The sequence below is a fragment of the Bacillus sp. BML-BC051 genome (assembly GCF_019656175.1).
GTDB classification, from domain to species: domain Bacteria; phylum Bacillota; class Bacilli; order Bacillales; family Bacillaceae_G; genus Bacillus_A; species Bacillus_A mobilis.
Window position 1 is genome coordinate 1 of the sequence record NZ_BPLI01000060.1, and the last position, 17,680, is coordinate 17,680.

General features: G+C 36.8%; 15 protein-coding genes and 2 other annotated features. Of the genes, 3 read left to right on the forward strand and 12 right to left on the reverse strand.

The genetic code is table 11. The features are described 5' to 3' along the window. The 8 genes from K5S59_RS22615 to zapA all read right to left on the reverse strand — a co-directional run. A partial coding sequence (locus K5S59_RS22615) for an NEAT domain-containing protein (RefSeq protein WP_212981896.1) occupies positions 1 to 1,475 on the reverse strand: 1,475 nt, incomplete at its 3' end. Positions 1,476 to 1,494: 19 nt separating this feature from the next. After that, positions 1,495 to 2,202, reverse strand: a complete 708-nt coding sequence (gene isdC / locus K5S59_RS22620) for a heme uptake protein IsdC (protein WP_001226909.1) — start codon at positions 2,200 to 2,202, stop codon at positions 1,495 to 1,497. Between the two features lie 504 nt (positions 2,203 to 2,706). Continuing rightward, complete coding sequence (brnQ6, locus tag K5S59_RS22625; RefSeq protein ID WP_120450912.1) at positions 2,707 to 4,032, reverse strand: branched-chain amino acid transport system II carrier protein BrnQ6; 1,326 nt, start codon at positions 4,030 to 4,032, stop codon at positions 2,707 to 2,709. A 114-nt stretch (positions 4,033 to 4,146) separates the two neighbouring features. Continuing rightward, positions 4,147 to 4,397, reverse strand: a binding site (T-box leader). 108 nt (positions 4,398 to 4,505) lie between these two features. Continuing rightward, entirely contained in the window at positions 4,506 to 5,195 is a 690-nt protein-coding gene (locus tag K5S59_RS22630; RefSeq protein ID WP_000700718.1) for a 23S rRNA pseudouridine(2604) synthase RluF, read from the reverse strand. A 195-nt stretch (positions 5,196 to 5,390) separates the two neighbouring features. After that, on the reverse strand, positions 5,391 to 7,751 hold the full coding sequence (locus K5S59_RS22635; protein WP_000893711.1) for an endonuclease MutS2: 2,361 nt from the start codon (positions 7,749 to 7,751) through the stop codon (positions 5,391 to 5,393). 19 nt (positions 7,752 to 7,770) lie between these two features. Then, a complete protein-coding gene (gene polX, locus K5S59_RS22640; protein WP_120450913.1) occupies positions 7,771 to 9,489 on the reverse strand; it encodes a DNA polymerase/3'-5' exonuclease PolX in 1,719 nt (572 codons plus the stop codon). 55 nt (positions 9,490 to 9,544) lie between these two features. Next, positions 9,545 to 10,084 (reverse strand): CvpA family protein, encoded by a 540-nt coding sequence (locus K5S59_RS22645; protein WP_220784090.1) that lies wholly within the window; start codon positions 10,082 to 10,084, stop codon positions 9,545 to 9,547. Position 10,085: 1 nt separating this feature from the next. Further along, positions 10,086 to 10,355: a cell division protein ZapA gene (gene zapA / locus K5S59_RS22650; protein WP_000082701.1), complete on the reverse strand. Its 270-nt coding sequence runs from the start codon at positions 10,353 to 10,355 to the stop codon at positions 10,086 to 10,088. A gap of 124 nt (positions 10,356 to 10,479) precedes the next feature. On the opposite strand from zapA, the gene rnhC reads away from it, so the two are divergent. Then, positions 10,480 to 11,418, forward strand: coding sequence for a ribonuclease HIII (gene rnhC, locus K5S59_RS22655; protein WP_120450914.1), 939 nt, complete (start codon positions 10,480 to 10,482; stop codon positions 11,416 to 11,418). A 68-nt stretch (positions 11,419 to 11,486) separates the two neighbouring features. On the opposite strand, the gene K5S59_RS22660 is transcribed toward rnhC, so the two are convergent. Then, positions 11,487 to 12,341: a CPBP family intramembrane glutamic endopeptidase gene (locus K5S59_RS22660; protein ID WP_120450915.1), complete on the reverse strand. Its 855-nt coding sequence runs from the start codon at positions 12,339 to 12,341 to the stop codon at positions 11,487 to 11,489. Between the two features lie 142 nt (positions 12,342 to 12,483). Here K5S59_RS22660 and K5S59_RS22665 point away from each other — a divergent pair, with 142 nt between their 5' ends. Both K5S59_RS22665 and K5S59_RS22670 read left to right on the forward strand, forming a co-directional pair. After that, positions 12,484 to 12,660 (forward strand): hypothetical protein, encoded by a 177-nt coding sequence (locus tag K5S59_RS22665; protein ID WP_220784091.1) that lies wholly within the window; start codon positions 12,484 to 12,486, stop codon positions 12,658 to 12,660. Positions 12,661 to 12,888: 228 nt separating this feature from the next. Next, a complete protein-coding gene (locus K5S59_RS22670) occupies positions 12,889 to 13,140 on the forward strand; it encodes a hypothetical protein (protein WP_098067718.1) in 252 nt (83 codons plus the stop codon). A 42-nt stretch (positions 13,141 to 13,182) separates the two neighbouring features. Here the strand turns inward: K5S59_RS22670 and K5S59_RS22675 are convergent, their stop codons facing one another. The 3 genes from K5S59_RS22675 to pheT all read right to left on the reverse strand — a co-directional run bounded on the left by K5S59_RS22675 (position 13,183) and on the right by pheT (position 17,667). Further along, positions 13,183 to 13,317 carry a YuzL family protein gene (locus tag K5S59_RS22675; RefSeq protein WP_000039594.1) on the reverse strand — a complete coding sequence of 45 codons (135 nt, stop codon included), beginning with the start codon at positions 13,315 to 13,317 and terminating at the stop codon, positions 13,183 to 13,185. A gap of 99 nt (positions 13,318 to 13,416) precedes the next feature. After that, on the reverse strand, positions 13,417 to 14,808 hold the full coding sequence (gene asnS / locus K5S59_RS22680; protein ID WP_000432171.1) for an asparagine--tRNA ligase: 1,392 nt from the start codon (positions 14,806 to 14,808) through the stop codon (positions 13,417 to 13,419). Positions 14,809 to 14,860: 52 nt separating this feature from the next. After that, positions 14,861 to 15,112, reverse strand: a binding site (T-box leader). 134 nt (positions 15,113 to 15,246) lie between these two features. Further along, positions 15,247 to 17,667: a phenylalanine--tRNA ligase subunit beta gene (gene pheT / locus K5S59_RS22685; protein WP_098872325.1), complete on the reverse strand. Its 2,421-nt coding sequence runs from the start codon at positions 17,665 to 17,667 to the stop codon at positions 15,247 to 15,249. Between the last annotated feature and the right edge of the window lie 13 nt (positions 17,668 to 17,680).

Consider the following 17,680-nt stretch of genomic DNA (forward strand, 5'->3'; position numbering starts at 1 on the left):
TGGTTATCGTTTCCGCCTTGATTGTCTAACGGTTTAACGCTATCTTTATCAAATGCGAATTGAATGTCGTAGAAATGATGATAATTCATTGAATCGATATCTACTTTTACTTTTGCATTTAACTTTTTAGATAAATCATCTACTTCTACTTCCACTACGCGTGTATCAGCTTTTTTATCTTCACTTAATACACTCGCATCAACGAACGAACCATTTTTCTCAAATTCAAACTTTGTAATCCATGCACTATTCGTTAATGTGAATGATACATATTTTTTACCATCTTTCACCTTTAACACGCCCGGACTCTTCGTATACGTGTTCATCATTGAAATTTCTTCTGTTTGATCTTTTAAAGCTTTGAAACTGATGCTGTATTCGCCATCTTTCATTGTTTCAACATTCGGCTTCTCTACTTCTGGTTTCTCTACCTCTGGCTTTTTATCTCCATCTTTAATTGTTTCAACTTCTGGTTTTTCTACTTCCGGCTTTTTATCTCCATCCGGTTGTTTTTCTTCATTTTTAATTTGTTCAAGTTTATCTTGTTCAAATAAAAGCTGTACATTATGTGTTTGCTTGTAACCTTGTGATGCCACTTCAATAAATACTTTTGTATTTATTTTTTTAGATAAATCGTCCACTTCAAACTCTACTACTCTTGTATCTTTTTCTTTATCTTCACTCACTACTTTTGCATCAACAAATGCACCATCTTTTTCCGTTTGGAAATTTTTAATTAATGAGCTACTTGTTAGTGTTACAATTGCCTTTTTCTTACCGTTTTCTACTTTTAATACTCCTGGATTTACCATGTAAGTATTCATCTTAGATTCTTCATCTGTTTGATCTTTTAACACTTTAAATGGAATACTATAATTCCCATCGTTAATTGTGTTAGAATTGGGTTGTTGATCTGGGTCAGGCTTTTGGTCGGGCTTCTGACTTGGATCCGGTTTTTCATTTGGATCTGGCTTATTTGCTGGATCCTCTTTTTCATTTGGTTTTTCTACATGAATCGGTGTAATACTATTTTGATCAAATGCAATACGCACATCATAGTCATGATGATAACTTAAAAAGTCTATGTCTACTTTTACTTTCGCATTTAATACTTTCTCTACATCGTCCACTTCAAATTCTACTACTCGTGTATCTTTTTCTTTATCTTCACTAATTACATTTGTCGCAACAAACTGGCCACTTTTTTCTGTTTCAAACTTCGTAATCCATGAACTATGTTCTAACGTAAAGGATACCTTCTTCTTCCCATCCTTTACTTTTAAAGTTCCTGGACTTACAGAGTATTGATTCATCATAGATTCTTCATCTGATGTATCCTTAAGAACTTTGAAACCGATTGAATATTCACCGTCAACTAGTTGGCTTGCTGCTTGAACTGCAAGAGGTTGTAATGTTGATACGAATGTAAATATCATTAAACACATCGCAACAACAATTTTAAGATATCTATTCAATGGGATAACGCTCCTTTATTTAGTTTTGACGTACTTTACGAATTAAGAAAACACCTGAAATAAGAATTAACACTGCAAATAATCCGATGCGTGCTTCATCTCCTGTTTTTGGGTTATCTGTTTTTTCAGCTTTACCACTTTCATTTGTTCCTTTGTTCGCCTCTTTATTTGTTTCTTTATTCTCTTCTTTCTTCACTTCTTCTTTTACTTTTGTATCTGTTTTTGTCTGATCATTATTCTTTGTTGCAGCAGTTGCTTTATTTTCTCCACCTACCGCTTTTACATTTGCATCAAACGCAAAGCGAATTGTGTAGTTATGGTCATAATTTACGTTAGGTACAACAACATGAATTTTTGCAGCTGCTGGCTTAGATAAATCGTCTATTTTAAACTCTACAGTTCTTTTATCTGCTGATTCATCTTTACTAACAACTTTTGCATCAACAAAGTTCCCGTTCTCTGGTGCTTTAAATTCTGTAATCCAAGCACTATGATTCATCGGAATTTGTACTCTCATCTCACCATTTTTCACAATTAACTTAGCTGGTTTTTCAAAATAATCATTTGCCATTGAAGCTGAATCATTTTCTGCTTTTTGTATGACATAGTTAATATCATAAGTACCGTCAGCTACATTTGCCGAAGCTTGTCCAAATGGCACTACGAAAAAAGCTAGCATACATACGAATGTCATAATAAAAGCGGGTAATACAGAAATCTTTCTCATTTGGCTTACTTCCTCCTTGTTTATCTTTCATCCATACTTTTTTGAAAATGATAATTATTCTCAATTTATGAGAAAAAAATAATAATCCTCTATTCTATCATTATTTAATTGTAATTTATTTATGTAATATAGATATTATTGATTATCATTCTCACTACGTGTTAAAAATAATATCCCTCCCTATTCCTTATAAAGAGCGATTTACATTTTAACATAAGTCCCTATTTCTTTTGGTGATTATCATTCTCAATGAAGGTCAAAAAAAATAAAACTAACCATTCTCCTACTCTATCACCTCTATCTACAAAATGATATCGTTATAGAAAACCTTAAACCTTTCACTCCTCACTTTCCTTCCAATATTTCCACAACTAAGTCAATCTTAGCCTAATGCTAATTTTTTTGTCAACTATATTACGTATAAAATTTTTAATATCTAATTTTCCCTATATGCAATTTTCCCTACAAAAAAAGAGGCTTTCTATGAAAGAAAGCCTCTTTTCGCTATTTTTCTACAGCAACTTCTTGCTTTTGAAATAAAGAAACTACATATCCAATTGCAATTCCAATGATACCCGGAACTAGCCAACCAATCCCTACACTATATAATGGAATCTTATCTAAGATAGGAGCAAGGGCCGCTACTTGAAGATTTGCATTATGCAATCCATCAAAGAAGCTAATTGCAAATGAACCTACAATACCGCCTACATACATCGCTAATGGAAGACGAATATAGTTTTCAACAATTGATAATACAATCAGTACGATACCAATTGGATAAATTGCAATTAAAATCGGTAATGCTAATGCGTTTAACTGAGTTAACCCAAGGTTTGCTACCATAAATGCTAATACACAGAAAATGAAAACGACCTTTTGATAAGAAAGCTTTGGTAATAAGGAAGAAAAATATTCCCCACAAGCTGCAACAATACCTACAGAAGTTGTTAAACATGCTGCTGTAATTGCGATTCCTAGTAATAGAGTGCCATAACTACCAAATAAATGATTTACAACGTTTGTTAAAATAATTCCTCCGTTTGCCCCCATTCCAAGAGATACACTAGAAGCTCCAAGGTAAGCAAGCGCTAAATAAACAAGTAGTAAACCAAGCGCTGCAATAAACCCTGCAAAGATTGTTACTTTTGCAATGCTGTTCTTATTTGTAACACCTTTTGCTTTTAACGCATTAATAACAACATTTCCGAAAACAAGTGCTGCAAGTCCATCTAAAGTTAAATATCCATCAATAAAACCTTTAAAGAGCGGAGCACTATATGCTTCTGTCGGTGCACCAAATTCTCCAATTGGTGTAATAAGTGCTTTACCTACGATAATTGCAATAACAGCTAATAAAATCGGAGTTAATACTTTACCGATGCGGCCCACTAATTTCGATGGGTTTAAAGCTAAATAGAAAGTTACGGCAAAGAAAATGAATGTAAAGATAACAAGTGGATACGATTGACCAGCTATCTCACTTGGTAAAAATGGTGCAACACTCATTTCATAAGCAACAGTTCCTGTACGCGGCACACTTACGAATACGCCTAAACATAAATAAATTGCAGTAATAAAAACAAGTGCGAATACAGGGTGTACACGTCCCGCTAGCTCATTAATATCTCCCTTTAGAGCTATAACAATAACTCCTAATAAAGGCAATCCAACACCTGTTACGATAAAACCAAACAACGCAATCCATACATCTGTTCCAGCACCTTGTCCTAACGCTGGCGGAAAAATCATATTACCTGCACCGAAAAATAGTGCAAATAACATTAAACTTATTGCAAACATCTCAGAAAACTTTAAAGATGATTTCATTTCTACTAACCTCCTAAATGATTTATTGACAAAATATTCTGAATCAAAATCCGTCATATGTCCTCTTTCAAGCATACTTCCCCGTAAAAGAACGCAAAAAACACCCGTCCCTAACAAAGGGACGAGTGTTGAAATCGTGGTTCCACCCTTATTCTAATAAAATGAATTTATAGCAAAATAAGCTCATTTTATAGCTCGTGTAAATTGATAACGGTTTTATCCGCCAAGAATTACAATGCATCAAGCAGTTCACTCTTGAAGTTTAGAGGTGGTAAGTTTGTCTTTCCGTATTAGGAAGCTCACAGCCTAGGCTTCCCTCTCTGAGAATCGTCAAAAACAACTCATGTCCTCATCATTACTTTTATAAAATATCTTGTCGAAACTTGTTGTTTTTTATTATATGGGCTATTTTTTAAAAAATCAATAGTTTTATTTTTTCTGACAAAAAAATATAGGGAGAAAATTTTCCCTCCCTATAACTGCCCTATTAATATTTCTAATTCCTCAGATGTAACGCTCCGCCATTTTCCCACTTCTAGATTATCTAGTTCTATATTCATAATACGAACTCGCTTTAGCTTTGTTACAGTAAACCCGAAAGCACGGCTCATTCTACGAATTTGTCTGTTCATTCCTTGCGTTAAAACGATGCGAAATGTAGATTGATCCACTCTCGTCACTTTACATGGTTTCGTCATTCCATCTTTAATCTTTACACCGCTGGACATTTCATTAATAAACCAATCTGTAAACGGCTTATCGACAGTAACAACATATTCTTTCTCGTGCTCATGATCACCATGTAAAATTTGATGGGCAATGGCGCCATCATTCGTTAATAAAATAAGTCCTTCCGATGCTTTATCTAATCGTCCCACAGGAAAAATTCGTTCTGGATAATTAATATAGTCAATAATATTATCTTCAATATGATCGGCTGCTGTACAAGTAATGCCAACTGGTTTATGAAAGGCAATATACACCTTTTCTTTCTCTTCCTTTGCAATAACCTGTCCATCAATCGTTACAACATCACCATCGCTCACAAGTGCACCGTGCGTACATATTTCACCGTTAATAGCCACGCGTCCTGCTTTAATGAGACAGTCTGTTTCGCGCCTTGAGCAAGATTTTGCTTCGCTTATGTATTGGTTGATTTTCATGTTTTATTCCTTTTCCTATATATTAAAAGCGTCAATCTATGGCAATATCACTCTGCCACGATTGACGCTCTTTCACTTCGCAAAAACAACTAAATAAATAACCCCTATCACCAAAAATATTCCACAACAAGCTAACAATACTTTTGCAAGTTTGTCCATAAACATATAATGGTTTCCCCTTTGTTTCGTTGTTTGCTATTTTAATTCGACAACTGTTACGCCTAGGCCTCCCTCGCCCATGTCACCGTAACGGTAATTCTTCACACCGCGATGCTTCTTCAAGTAATCTTGTACACCTTGGCGAAGTGCTCCTGTTCCTTTACCGTGAATGATTGATACACGAGGATAGCTTGCAAGCTGTGCATCGTCTAAATATTTTTCAACGCGCATCATTGCATCTTCATAACGTTCACCGCGAAGATCAAGTTCCAATGAAACGTGGTAATCTCTACCCTTCACACTTGCGACTGCTTTTTTCTCTGTTTGTTTCGGTGTATTAATGTATTCCATATTGGACTCTTTCACTTTCATCTTCAGAATACCAATTTGTACGCTCCACTCTGTATCACTTACCTTTTCAAGTAATTGCCCTTTTTGGCCGAACGTTAATACTTTTACTTCATCGCCTGCGCGTAATTGTTGTTTCGGCGCAGTGTTTTTCACATTTACTTTTTGTTTCTTCACAAGCTCTGGCGCCGCACCTTCTAGACGGCTCTTCGCTTCAATAAGCTCATGATCTTTCACGTTTATAAGCTGTGCTTTACGCAATTGACGAAGTTCTTGAATAATGCCTTCTGCTTCTTTCTTTGCAGCTTCGACTTTTTCTTCCCCTTCTTTTTGCGCTTTTAATAATTTTTCATCGCGCTCATCATTAAACTCAATAATTTGACGCTGTAATTCGCGATGCAGTTTTTCAGATTGTTTGCGAAGCGCTTCTGCTTCGTTCCAGTCACGCTCTGCATTCTTTTGACTTTCTTCTAACTTCGCAATCATATTTTCAATTTTGTTTGTATCTGTACTAATGTGGTTACGAGCTTGATCAATCACGCGATCAGATAAGCCAAGGCGCTTCGAAATTTCAAAGGCATTACTACGTCCTGGTACACCGATTAATAATTTATACGTTGGGCTTAATGTATTCACGTCGAACTCTACACTCGCATTAATAACTTGCTCACGGTTATATCCGTATGCTTTTAATTCTGGGTAATGCGTCGTAGCAACAACGCGAGCACCACGATTACATACTTCATCTAAAATTGAAATTGCTAGTGCAGCCCCTTCTTGCGGGTCTGTTCCAGCACCTAATTCATCGAATAAAACTAAGCTTTCAAAATCAGCTTTTTCTAAAATATCAACAATGTTCACCATATGTGAGGAGAACGTACTTAAACTTTGTTCAATCGATTGCTCATCACCGATATCAGCAAAGATATTTTTAAATACACAAATCTCTGACTCATCCATTACTGGAATGTGAAGACCCGATTGCGCCATTAATACACAAATACCAACTGTTTTCAGCGTAACTGTTTTACCACCTGTATTCGGTCCTGTAATAACAATTGTCGTGAAATCTTTACCTAACATAATGTTATTTGGCACGATAATTTCTGGATCGATTAGCGGATGACGAGCTTGTCTTAAATCCATATAACGCTCGTTATTTACGATTGGCTTTGTCGCTTTAATTCGCTTCGCATAAAAAGCTTTCGCAAAAATGAAGTCAAGATTCGCAACTACTTCTACGTTAGATAAAACAATATCCGCTTCTACTGCCACTTCTTCTGTTAACATTAATAAAATGCGTTCAATTTCTTGTTTTTCTTTCACTCGTGCTTCTTGAAGCGCATTATTTAACTCTACAATGACTTGTGGTTCAATAAATAACGTTTGCCCAGAAGCTGATTGATCGTGAACAATACCGCCATATACGCCGCGGTATTCTTGTTTTACTGGGATTACGTAACGTTCGTTTCGAATCGTTACAATCGCGTCAGATAGCATCTTTTGCGCGTTTGAAGAACGCGTCATATTTTCTAACTTTTCACGAATACGGCTTTCCGCAGTACGGATTTGAGTACGAATACCACGTAGTTTATCACTCGCACTATCGACTACTTCTCCGCCGTCACCGATGCAATTTGTAATTTTCTTTTCTAAATCATATAAAGATACAATTTGAGCGACATGAGTTGCTAAAATTGGCAACTCGACACCATTATCAACCATATCTTCAATGAAACGTTTCATATTGCGACTACCATACATCGTATTGGCAATATCAAGTAGTTCATTTGGGCTTAACATACTTCCAATCTTTGCACGCTTCACATTTGAGCGAATATCCGTAATACCACCTAATGGTGCATTACCTTTTAAACGAATGACTTTCGCTGCTTCATCCGTTGTATCTTGCATTTCTACAATTTCTTCAAAATCAGTGCTCGGCACTAAATGTTTCACTTTATCACGGCCAAGTGAAGAGGCTGTATGTTCAAGTAATTGTTCTTTTACTTTATTATATTCTAATACACGCAACGTTCTTTCTAACATGTTGCAGGTCCCCCTTGTGTTACTTATTACGTTTAATATAATCTAATAAACGTTCAATATCCCACGTGTTAATCACGTTATCTTTTTGAATCCAACCTTTACGTGCTGCTGCTACACCGGTTTCCATATCTTCTAACATTTCAAGCGTATGAGCATCCGTATTAATCGCTACTTTTACACCAGCATCTTGTGCTTGTTTTAATAATTTCGCGCTTAAATCTAGACGGTTTGGATTCGCATTTAATTCTAAAACTGTATTTGTTTCTTTTGCGAGTTCGATTAATAAATCTGTATCTACATCATAGCCTGCGCGTCGCCCAAGAAGACGTCCTGTCGGATGCGCAATCATTGTGACATGCTTATTCTCTAGCGCAGTGCGAAGACGTTTCATAATCGTTTCACGGTCTTGTGAGAAGCTAGAGTGAATCGCTCCAATAACATAATCTAATTCTGCTAATACTTCATCATCAAAATCAAGTGTTGCATCCGGTAAAATATCCATTTCAATTCCGCGTAAAATTGTAATGTCTGGATACTTTTCGTTCATGCGTTCAATTTCTTTCGCTTGTTCACGAAGGCGCTCTTTCGTTAAACCGTTCGCTACTTTTAAGTATTGAGAGTGGTCGGTAATTGCCATAAATTTATAACCACGAGCACGACATGCCTGTACCATTTCCTCAATTGAAAAAGCACCGTCACTCCATGTTGTATGCATATGTAAATCACCTTGTATATCAGAGAATTGAATTAAGTTTGGATACTCTTTAATTAATTCAATTTCTTTTCCATCTTCACGCACTTCTGGCGGGATAAATGGAAGACCGAAATGAGCGAAGAACTCCTCTTCTGTTTCAAATGTTCTCACTTCACCTGTTTCTAAGTTTTCTACACCGTACTCGCTAATTTTCTCGCCTCTATCTTTCGCGATTTGACGCATTTTTACGTTATGGTCTTTTGATCCTGTGAAATGGTGAAGAGTTGTAATAAATTCTTCTGGTTTTACTAAACGGAAATCGATTGAAATATCATATTCATATTGAAGACGAACAGAAACTTTCGTATCTCCACTTGCGATTACTTCAATCATATTATCAAATTGCAGTAAATGCTCACGTACTGCAGTTGGTTCTGACGTTGCAATGATAAAGTCTAAATCTTTCACCGTTTCACGAACGCGGCGCAAACTACCAGCGCGAGAGAAACGAATTACTTCAGCAATATTCGACAATTTCTCCTCTATTTCCCCGGCAATAGGCAATACCATCGCGATTGGTAAACGCTCTGGACGAGATCCTACTTGATCGATTGCTTCTAATATTTTCTCTTCTGTCTTCTTACCGAAACCTGCTAAAGCTTGTACTTTATTTTCCTCACAAACCGCTTTTAACGATTCCATATCAACAACACCAAGTTCTTTATATAACTTAGCTACCTTTTTACCACCAAGGCCTGGCAATTTTAATAACGGCAATAAGCTACTTGGCACTTCTTGTTCAAGCTCTTGTAATACTTCAGATGTTCCCGATTCTATATATTCTTGAATAACTGCTGCTGTTCCTTTTCCAATGCCCGGAATCTTCGTGAAATCTTCAATCTCAGAAAGACTACGATCATCACTTTCTAGTGCTGCTGCCGCTTTACGAAATGCAGATATTTTAAATGGATTCGCGCCCTTTAGTTCCATAAACAGGCCGATTGTCTCTAATAATTTAATAACTTGTTTTTTATTTACTTTCATCATTACCCCGCCTTTCTTTCATAGAAAAAAACTCCTCTTTCCGAAAAAAGAGAAGTTATCCTCTGCTACCTGTCTGCCATAGTTCCTTCACCTTTTCAGAGAGAATCGGTGTATCGTCTACAATTATTTTGCTAATTGATGATTTTTGTAATGGTGTTTGTAGTTGTTCAATCGGAAGAATGTTTCCAATGATAATTAACACAAACAAAATAATATATACTTCTAAAAATCCGAGGATTGCCCCCGCGAACGCATTGACTTGCTTTAAAACCGGTATTTCTGCAAACATATTTAACAAATTACCAAGTAATGAAAGTGCAATTTTTGTAATAATAAACAATATGATAAACGCAAGCGCTTGATAAAATACTGTCTCAATATTATTTGCATCAATCCATTCTGGAACAGATACGTTTTTATCAAATGGATACGGAATAAATTTCGCAAGTGCTGGCGCTAAATCTTTACAGTACCAGTATGCAACAAGGTATGCGATAATAAAGCTTGTTAACTTTACAAGTTGCAGAATAAACCCTCTGCGTAAGCCGAGGAAAAATCCCATAACAAGCAGTAAAATGATAATAATATCAATCATGTTATTCCATTCCTTTTTTTGTCATACTTTCTTTCAATTTCTCATGTTCTTCTTTTAATTTTATGTAATCGTGTATGACGTTTACCGCCGTCAATACCGCTAGTCTACTCGTGTCAAGCGAAGGATTCTTGGCATTGAGTTCGCGCATTTTATCATCCACAATCGCTGCTACCATGCGGATATGACTTGTACTTTCATCGCCAACAACTGAATATTGTTGACCATAGATTTCTACATTAATTCGACTTTTCTTTCCCTTTTGTTGTGACAACTCACCGGCCTCCAATCACGTACAGAATCCTAAAGTTTATCATACCATGAACCATCATATTATGGAAACAGAAAGAACAATCCGATATGATAAAAATAATAATATAAAAAAAGGGGCGACCACTATGTCAAATTCTATCGTAATTCAAACAAATTCTACAGTAATTGAAGACATGAAACAACAATATAAACAATCGCTTAGCCCGAAGATTCCACAAGGCGGAATCTTCATGGCAAAGGTGCCATCTTGCACAATTACAGCGTATAAATCTGGAAAAGTAATGTTCCAAGGTGGACGTGCTGAAGCAGAAGCTTCTCGTTGGCAAACTGTCTCTCAAACACCGAAAACAGCTGTAAAAAAATCTGTCGATTCACACCGTTATGCACCGCCAGCTTCCATCGGTACAATGTCTATCGTAGGTTCAGATGAAGTTGGTACTGGCGATTTCTTCGGACCGATGACAGTCGTTGCTGTGTATGTGGATGCAAAGCAAATTCCACTTTTAAAAGAACTTGGTGTAAAAGACTCTAAAAACTTAAATGACGATCAAATTTCTGCCATTGCGAAACAACTTCTACACGTTGTTCCTTACAGCTCTCTTGTCCTTCATAACGAAAAATATAATGAGCTATTTGATAAAGGAAACAACCAAGGTAAGTTAAAAGCTTTACTACATAATAAAGCTATTACAAACTTATTAGCAAAAATCGCACCTACAAAACCTGAAGGCGTCTTAATCGATCAATTCACACAACCTGATACATACTACAAATATTTAGCTAAACAAAAACAGGTACAGCGTGAAAATGTCTACTTCGCGACGAAAGGCGAAAGCGTCCATTTAGCAGTAGCTGCAGCTTCTATTTTAGCTCGTTACTCATTCGTAAAACAGTTTGACGAACTAAGCAAAAAAGCTGGTATGCCACTTCCAAAAGGTGCCGGTAAACAAGTTGATATCGCCGCTGCTAAATTAATTCAGAAACTTGGTGAAGAACGATTACCTGAATTTGTGAAAATGCATTTTGCTAATAGGGAGAAGGCGCTTCGCTTATTGAAAAAATAACTATTTTTTAGTATCGACATGATTTGCATGAACTAAACAAGGCGAAAAGAATTGGATTCTTTTCGCCTTTATGGATGATATATTATTTTCGGCAACCCCTTCTCCATACAGTCATGCCAATTTCTTTTTAAAAATGGAATAATCCATAATAATCCGACTCCTAAAAAGATTAATGCTGCGATAATTCCAATCGTTATACTCATAGGAGCAGTAGATGCACTGGTAGATTCAGATGGATTAGAAATACTAATAACATCTTTTGTTACTATTAATATGTTGTGTATCATATGTACGATAATTGGTAGGACAAGACTTCTAGATTTTATATATAATAAACACATAACCACTCCAAAAAGAATAGCACTAAATGTTGCTTGCAAATGCAATATACCAAATATAACCGAGGAGATTATTACACTCGTTTTCACACTAAATTTCAAATGTAACTTACGTAACAAATACCCACGGAACATTATTTTTTCAGCAATAGGTGCAAGAAATGCTACCACAATACAACGAATCCATACTTGTAATACATCTCCCGTTTCTTTTGTTTTTGCAACACTTGAAGTAGCCAATTCCTCAGAACTAAAACTTAATATTAAAACACTGAGTGCCATAAGACAACCTAGTTGAAATACTAATAACATGACAACTGGCATAACAACTATTCTAGTAGATATTACAGTCGGTTTTGCGAAAAACGTCTCCTGAAAATTTATACTATGCCTTCTACAATATTTATAAAACCATAAAACTGGTATAACATATAACACACTGCGTAAACCCATTTCCCGCTTTAACGACATAGATACTCCATAAAATAATGGCAATCTAATTAAGCATTCCATAAGGAAAAATCCAACTAATAAATATAGCAAGATATAACGAAATTTCAATCTAAACAATGCATTATTTGTCAAATCATTACTCCCTCTCCTCAATTATATAAACATCCCTAAATCACTTTTTATTTCATCATAACATATAAAATTTACAAAAAAATCCTTTTTTGTTATAATCTAAATATACAGAATTAAATTGCAACAACGGAGGAGATTCCCATTGCTACTTCTACAAATAATTCTAAATATTTTACTAGGTGATCCACACGAAAGACAGTTCGAAATTAGAGAAAACATTCAGCTACTCAGTGAGCAACGAGAGTTCAACGATTTAATAGAGCGTTATGGCCGGTCTTTCTTATTAAACTTTCGGATTCGAAGGTTTATCCCGCTTTAATGGACAGCAAAGAAGCTAGGTGGGGAATCAACTGTCCATAAAAGTCCGATTGGTTCAACTAATAATCAGTGGGGGATGAAGAAACCCCCCACTGATTAAAGTTTCACTTTATCGGGAAACACGATGCCCGCTTGTTAATACATAATCCAGCAAAATTACAACACTTCTGTGAGGAACTTGAGTTTATGATTAGAAGAAAAGGATTGTTTACATAAGGAGGGAGTTCATATGAACGCTGTAAAAGTTAAAAAGTTATTATATGTTTTCGTACATCTCGTTGGCCCACTTTCTTTCCTCACTATTTCTACCATTTGGGGCGTTTTTTTCACTACTAAATCCACATTCGAAAATATATCTGATAATCTTGGTGTAATGGCCATCTACTACGTGCTCATAAGCTTACTATGGTTTTTCTATTTAGATCGATTAGACAAAGATGTAGATAAGATTACAAAAGAGATCAATGATAATAAGATATAATACACAAAAAGGGAGAGCCGCCAAGACTCTCCCTTTTTTATGTTAGCTTCTTTTCTGCTTCTTATTTGATGAAGATACTTTATGAGAACCTGTTTCATGTGTCGTCGTTCCTTGTCCTTCTACTTCTGGAGAACCTAGGCTTGATCTTGAATGATCTTTTTTCACTTTTTTACTCATTTATATTCACCCCTTCGCGTTACTTTTTGCTACGGGAGAATAAACTATACAATATACAAAATAAAAAGCGAGAGGAAACCCTCTCGCTTTTTCCATATTTTAGAACTCAGAAGAACCTGGAGTTCTTGGGAATGGAATTACGTCACGGATGTTAGCCATGCCAGTGATGTACATTAGGAAGCGCTCGAAACCTAGACCGAATCCAGCGTGTTTTGTACCGCCGTATTTTCTAAGTTCTAAGTACCACCAGTAGTCCTCTTCGTTCATGCCTAGTTCTTTAATTCTATCTACTAAAACGTCCATTCTTTCTTCACGTTGACTTCCGCCGATTAATTCGCCGATGCCAGGAACTAGAAGGTCAGTAGCAGCTACTGTTTTTCCATCTTCATTCATACGCATGTAGAACGCTTTAATGTCTTTTGGATAGTCAGTTACGAATACAGGGCGTTTGAAGATTTCTTCTGATAAGTATCTTTCGTGCTCTGTTTGTAAGTCAATACCCCATTCTACTGGGTATTTGAAGTCAGCACCTGACTCTTGAAGCACTTTAATTGCTTCTGTATATGTGATACGACCGAAGTCAGAGTTGATTACGTTGTTCATGCGCTCTAGAACTGTTTTATCAACGAAGCTGTTGAAGAATTCCATTTCTTCTGGTGCATGCTCTAGTACGTATTTCATTGCATATTTCAGCATATCTTCTGTAAGATCCATTACATCGCCTAATTCAGCGAATGCAATCTCCGGCTCAACCATCCAGAACTCAGCAGCATGGCGAGTTGTGTTTGAGTTTTCCGCACGGAATGTAGGTCCGAATGTGTATACGTCACGGAATGCTAATGCATAAGCTTCAGCGTTCAGCTGTCCACTTACTGTTAAGTTTGTTTCTTTGCCGAAGAAGTCTTTTGATTCATCAACTTGTCCGTCTTCGCCTTTTGGTACGTTGTTTAAATCTTGCGTTGTTACGCGGAACATTTCGCCTGCACCTTCTGTATCACTACCAGTGATGATTGGTGTGTGAACATGTACGAATCCACGCTCTTGGAAGAACTGGTGAATTGCAAATGCTGCGACAGAACGTACACGGAACGTTGCAGAGAATGCATTTGTTCTTGGACGTAAGTGAGCAATTGTACGTAAGTATTCAAACGTGTGACGTTTCTTTTGAAGTGGGTAATCAGAATCTGATAAGCCCTCGATATCAATTTTTTCTGCTTTAATTTCAAATGGTTGCTTCGCTCCAGGCGTTGCAATTACTTTACCTTCTACTTTAACTGAAGAACTAAGTGGAAGCTTTGCAATTTCTTTGAAGTTTTCTAACTCTGTATCGAAAACGATTTGAACGCTTTTGAAGAAGCTACCGTCGTTTAATTCGATGAAACCAAATGCTTTTGAATCACGTAAGTTACGAATCCACCCTGATACTTGTACTGTTTGACCTGCGTATTTATCTGTATCTCTATACAGACTTTTTACTAATGTGTTTTCCATAGTGAAATTCTCCTTTGCACATATATTTAAATACAAAAAAACCTTTCATCCATAAAGGGACGAAAGGTTAAACTTCGCGGTACCACCCAATTTGTCATAAAGACCAACTTTAACTCGTATGTAATACATACTTCCCGGTTTGTAACAGGCCGGATTCCCGTCTAAGTCTACTCTTGAATACAAGATTCAATTTCGGTTAGCAACTCCAAGGTGTTCTTCACATATACCGCCTCATCAGGCTCTCACCGTCCCTGACTCGCTTTGGATTATAGTATATACTACTTTTCCTTATCATCGTCTTTCATTTTGTTAAACTAAAATTAATGTACTACATTCGAGAGAAAGATGCAAGATACCTTGATATTTATCGGCGATTTTTATCATAGATCGACAATCGTGCCATAAAAAAATTGCCGGAATGAATCCGGCAATTTCTCATTACTTACGTAACTCCGCACCAAATTTCTCTTCTACCGTTGTTAATACACGGTTATGTGCTTCTGTTACCTCTTCGTCTGTTAACGTACGTTCTGCATCGAAGTAAGTCATAGAGAATGCAAGTGATTTCTTGCCTTCTTCCATTTTTTCACCTTCGTATAAGTCGAATAGTGTTACGTCTTTCAGAAGTTCTCCGCCAGCTTCAGCAATAACTTGCTTCATTTCGCCAGCTTTTGTTTCTTTCGTTACGACAACAGCCATATCACGTGTCATAGATGGGAAACGTGGAATTGCTGCGTAGTAAGTTTCTTCAGCATCTGCACCGAATACTTTTACAAGAGACAGTTCGAATACGAATGTATTTTTCACATCTAATTGTTTTTCTGCTTCTGGGTGCAATTGACCGATGAAACCAATTACTTCGCCATCTAATACGATGTCAGCTGTACGACCTGGGTGCATACCTTCACGTTTTGCTGGTGCATAAGTGATTTGGTTTGCAACGCCAAGTACGTCAAATAATCCTTCTAGTACACCCTTCACAACGAAGAAGTCTACTACTTTTTTCTCACCTTGCCATGCATGGTGAAGAGCAAGACCTGTCATAACACCTGCAAGATGTTGTTCTTCTTTCGGAAGTTCTCCTGCTTCTGTTGGTAAGAAGATAGAACCTACTTCGTATAAAGCTACACTGTCGTTTTTACGTGCAACATTGTATGAAACTGCTTCTAACAATTGTGGCACTAGGCTTAAACGAAGTTGGCTACGTTCTTCACTCATTGGAAGTGCAAGATTTACAGGCGCCTTTTCGTTTGGCTCAACCATATATTGTTTCGCTTTGTCAGCACTTGTTAACGAATACGTGATTGCTTCATATAAACCAGCACCTTCTAAGAAGCGACGTACTTTACGACGTTTCGTTTGTGCTGATGTTAATTTACCACGTGTCATTGTTCCAGAAGGTAATGTAACTGGAATGTGGTCATAACCGTATAGGCGACCTACTTCTTCTACTAAGTCTTCTGAAATTGTAATATCAGGACGACGTGCCGGTACATTTATATGGAATGTTCCTTCTACTTCTGTGAATGGGAACTTCAAGTTTGTGAACATTGTACCCATTTCACTTGCAGAAATATTTGTACCTAATACACGGTTTACTTTTTCAGCAGTAACAGATACTGTATGCTCTTGTACTTGTAAGTTGTCAGCTTCCACTACACCTTCAAGTGCTTCTCCGCCAGCGTATTTCGCCATTAAAGCAGCTGCGTGTTGAATTGCTTCAAATGTACGTGTTGGATCGATTCCTTTTTCAAAACGTGCACTTGATTCACTACGAAGACCTAAGTCTTTTGATGTACGGCGTACTGTTTGACCTGCAAAGTATGCAGACTCGATTAAAACGTTCACTGTCTCATTTGTAACTTCAGAATCCGCTCCGCCCATTACACCAGCAACAGCTAAAGCTTTTGTTCCGTTTGTAATTACAAGGTGGTGGCTTTGTAACGTACGCTCTTGATCATCTAACGTTTCAATTTTTTCGCCTTCTTTTGCAAGACGAACAACGATTTCTTTTGAACCTAATTTATCGTAATCGAATGCATGTAACGGTTGGCCGTATTCCATTAAAATGTAGTTTGTAATATCAACTACATTGCTAATTGGACGAATGCCAGCTGCCATAAGGCGCGTTTGCATCCACATTGGTGATGGACCAATCTTTACGTTCTTCACCATTTTTGCAATATATAATGGGTTTTCTTCTTTCGCTTCTACACTTACAGAAATGTAATCAGAAGTTTTTTCTGTTGCTTCTTGTAAGCTAATAGCTGGAAGTTTTACTTCACGACCATAAATAGCAGCGACTTCATATGCAACACCTAACATGTTTAAGCAATCTGCACGGTTTGGTGTTAAACCAAGCTCAAGTACTTCGTCATGTAAGTTTAAAATTTCAAGTGCATCTGCACCAACTTCAGCGTCACTTGGGAAGATGAAGATACCGTCTGCGTATTCTTTCGCAACTAGTTTCCCATCAATACCAAGCTCTTGAAGAGCACAAACCATACCGTGAGAAGCTTCACCACGTAGTTTTGCTTTTTTAATTTTGAAGTTGCCAGGAAGTACAGCTCCAACTTTTGCAACTGGTACTTTTAAACCTTTTGCAATGTTAGCAGCTCCACAAATAATTTGAACTGGCTCTTCTTCACCGATATCGATTAAGCATTTGCTTAATTTATCAGCTTCTGGGTGTTTTTCACATTCTAATACGTGACCAACTACAACACCTTTTACACCTTTATTTAATACTTCAACACCTTCTACTTCAATACCACTTTTCGTGATTTTATCTGCTAGTTCTTGTGCTGTTACATCTTTAATATCTACATACTCTTGTAACCAACGATATGATACGAACATACTTATCCTCTCC

What these genes read in the sequence shown, in the direction of transcription:
- asnS (WP_000432171.1), bottom strand. Translation starts at nt 14,808, where the DNA reads ATGGAAAACACATTAGTAAAAAGTCTGTATAGAGATACAGATAAATAC.
- K5S59_RS22675 (WP_000039594.1), bottom strand. Translation starts at nt 13,317, where the DNA reads ATGAGTAAAAAAGTGAAAAAAGATCATTCAAGATCAAGCCTAGGTTCT.
- pheT (WP_098872325.1), bottom strand. Translation starts at nt 17,667, where the DNA reads ATGTTCGTATCATATCGTTGGTTACAAGAGTATGTAGATATTAAAGAT.
- polX (WP_120450913.1), bottom strand. Translation starts at nt 9,489, where the DNA reads ATGAAAGTAAATAAAAAACAAGTTATTAAATTATTAGAGACAATCGGC.
- isdC (WP_001226909.1), bottom strand. Translation starts at nt 2,202, where the DNA reads ATGAGAAAGATTTCTGTATTACCCGCTTTTATTATGACATTCGTATGT.
- K5S59_RS22645 (WP_220784090.1), bottom strand. Translation starts at nt 10,084, where the DNA reads ATGATTGATATTATTATCATTTTACTGCTTGTTATGGGATTTTTCCTC.
- K5S59_RS22630 (WP_000700718.1), bottom strand. Translation starts at nt 5,195, where the DNA reads ATGAAAATCAACCAATACATAAGCGAAGCAAAATCTTGCTCAAGGCGC.
- K5S59_RS22635 (WP_000893711.1), bottom strand. Translation starts at nt 7,751, where the DNA reads ATGTTAGAAAGAACGTTGCGTGTATTAGAATATAATAAAGTAAAAGAA.
- K5S59_RS22670 (WP_098067718.1), top strand. Translation starts at nt 12,889, where the DNA reads ATGAACGCTGTAAAAGTTAAAAAGTTATTATATGTTTTCGTACATCTC.
- brnQ6 (WP_120450912.1), bottom strand. Translation starts at nt 4,032, where the DNA reads ATGAAATCATCTTTAAAGTTTTCTGAGATGTTTGCAATAAGTTTAATG.
- rnhC (WP_120450914.1), top strand. Translation starts at nt 10,480, where the DNA reads ATGTCAAATTCTATCGTAATTCAAACAAATTCTACAGTAATTGAAGAC.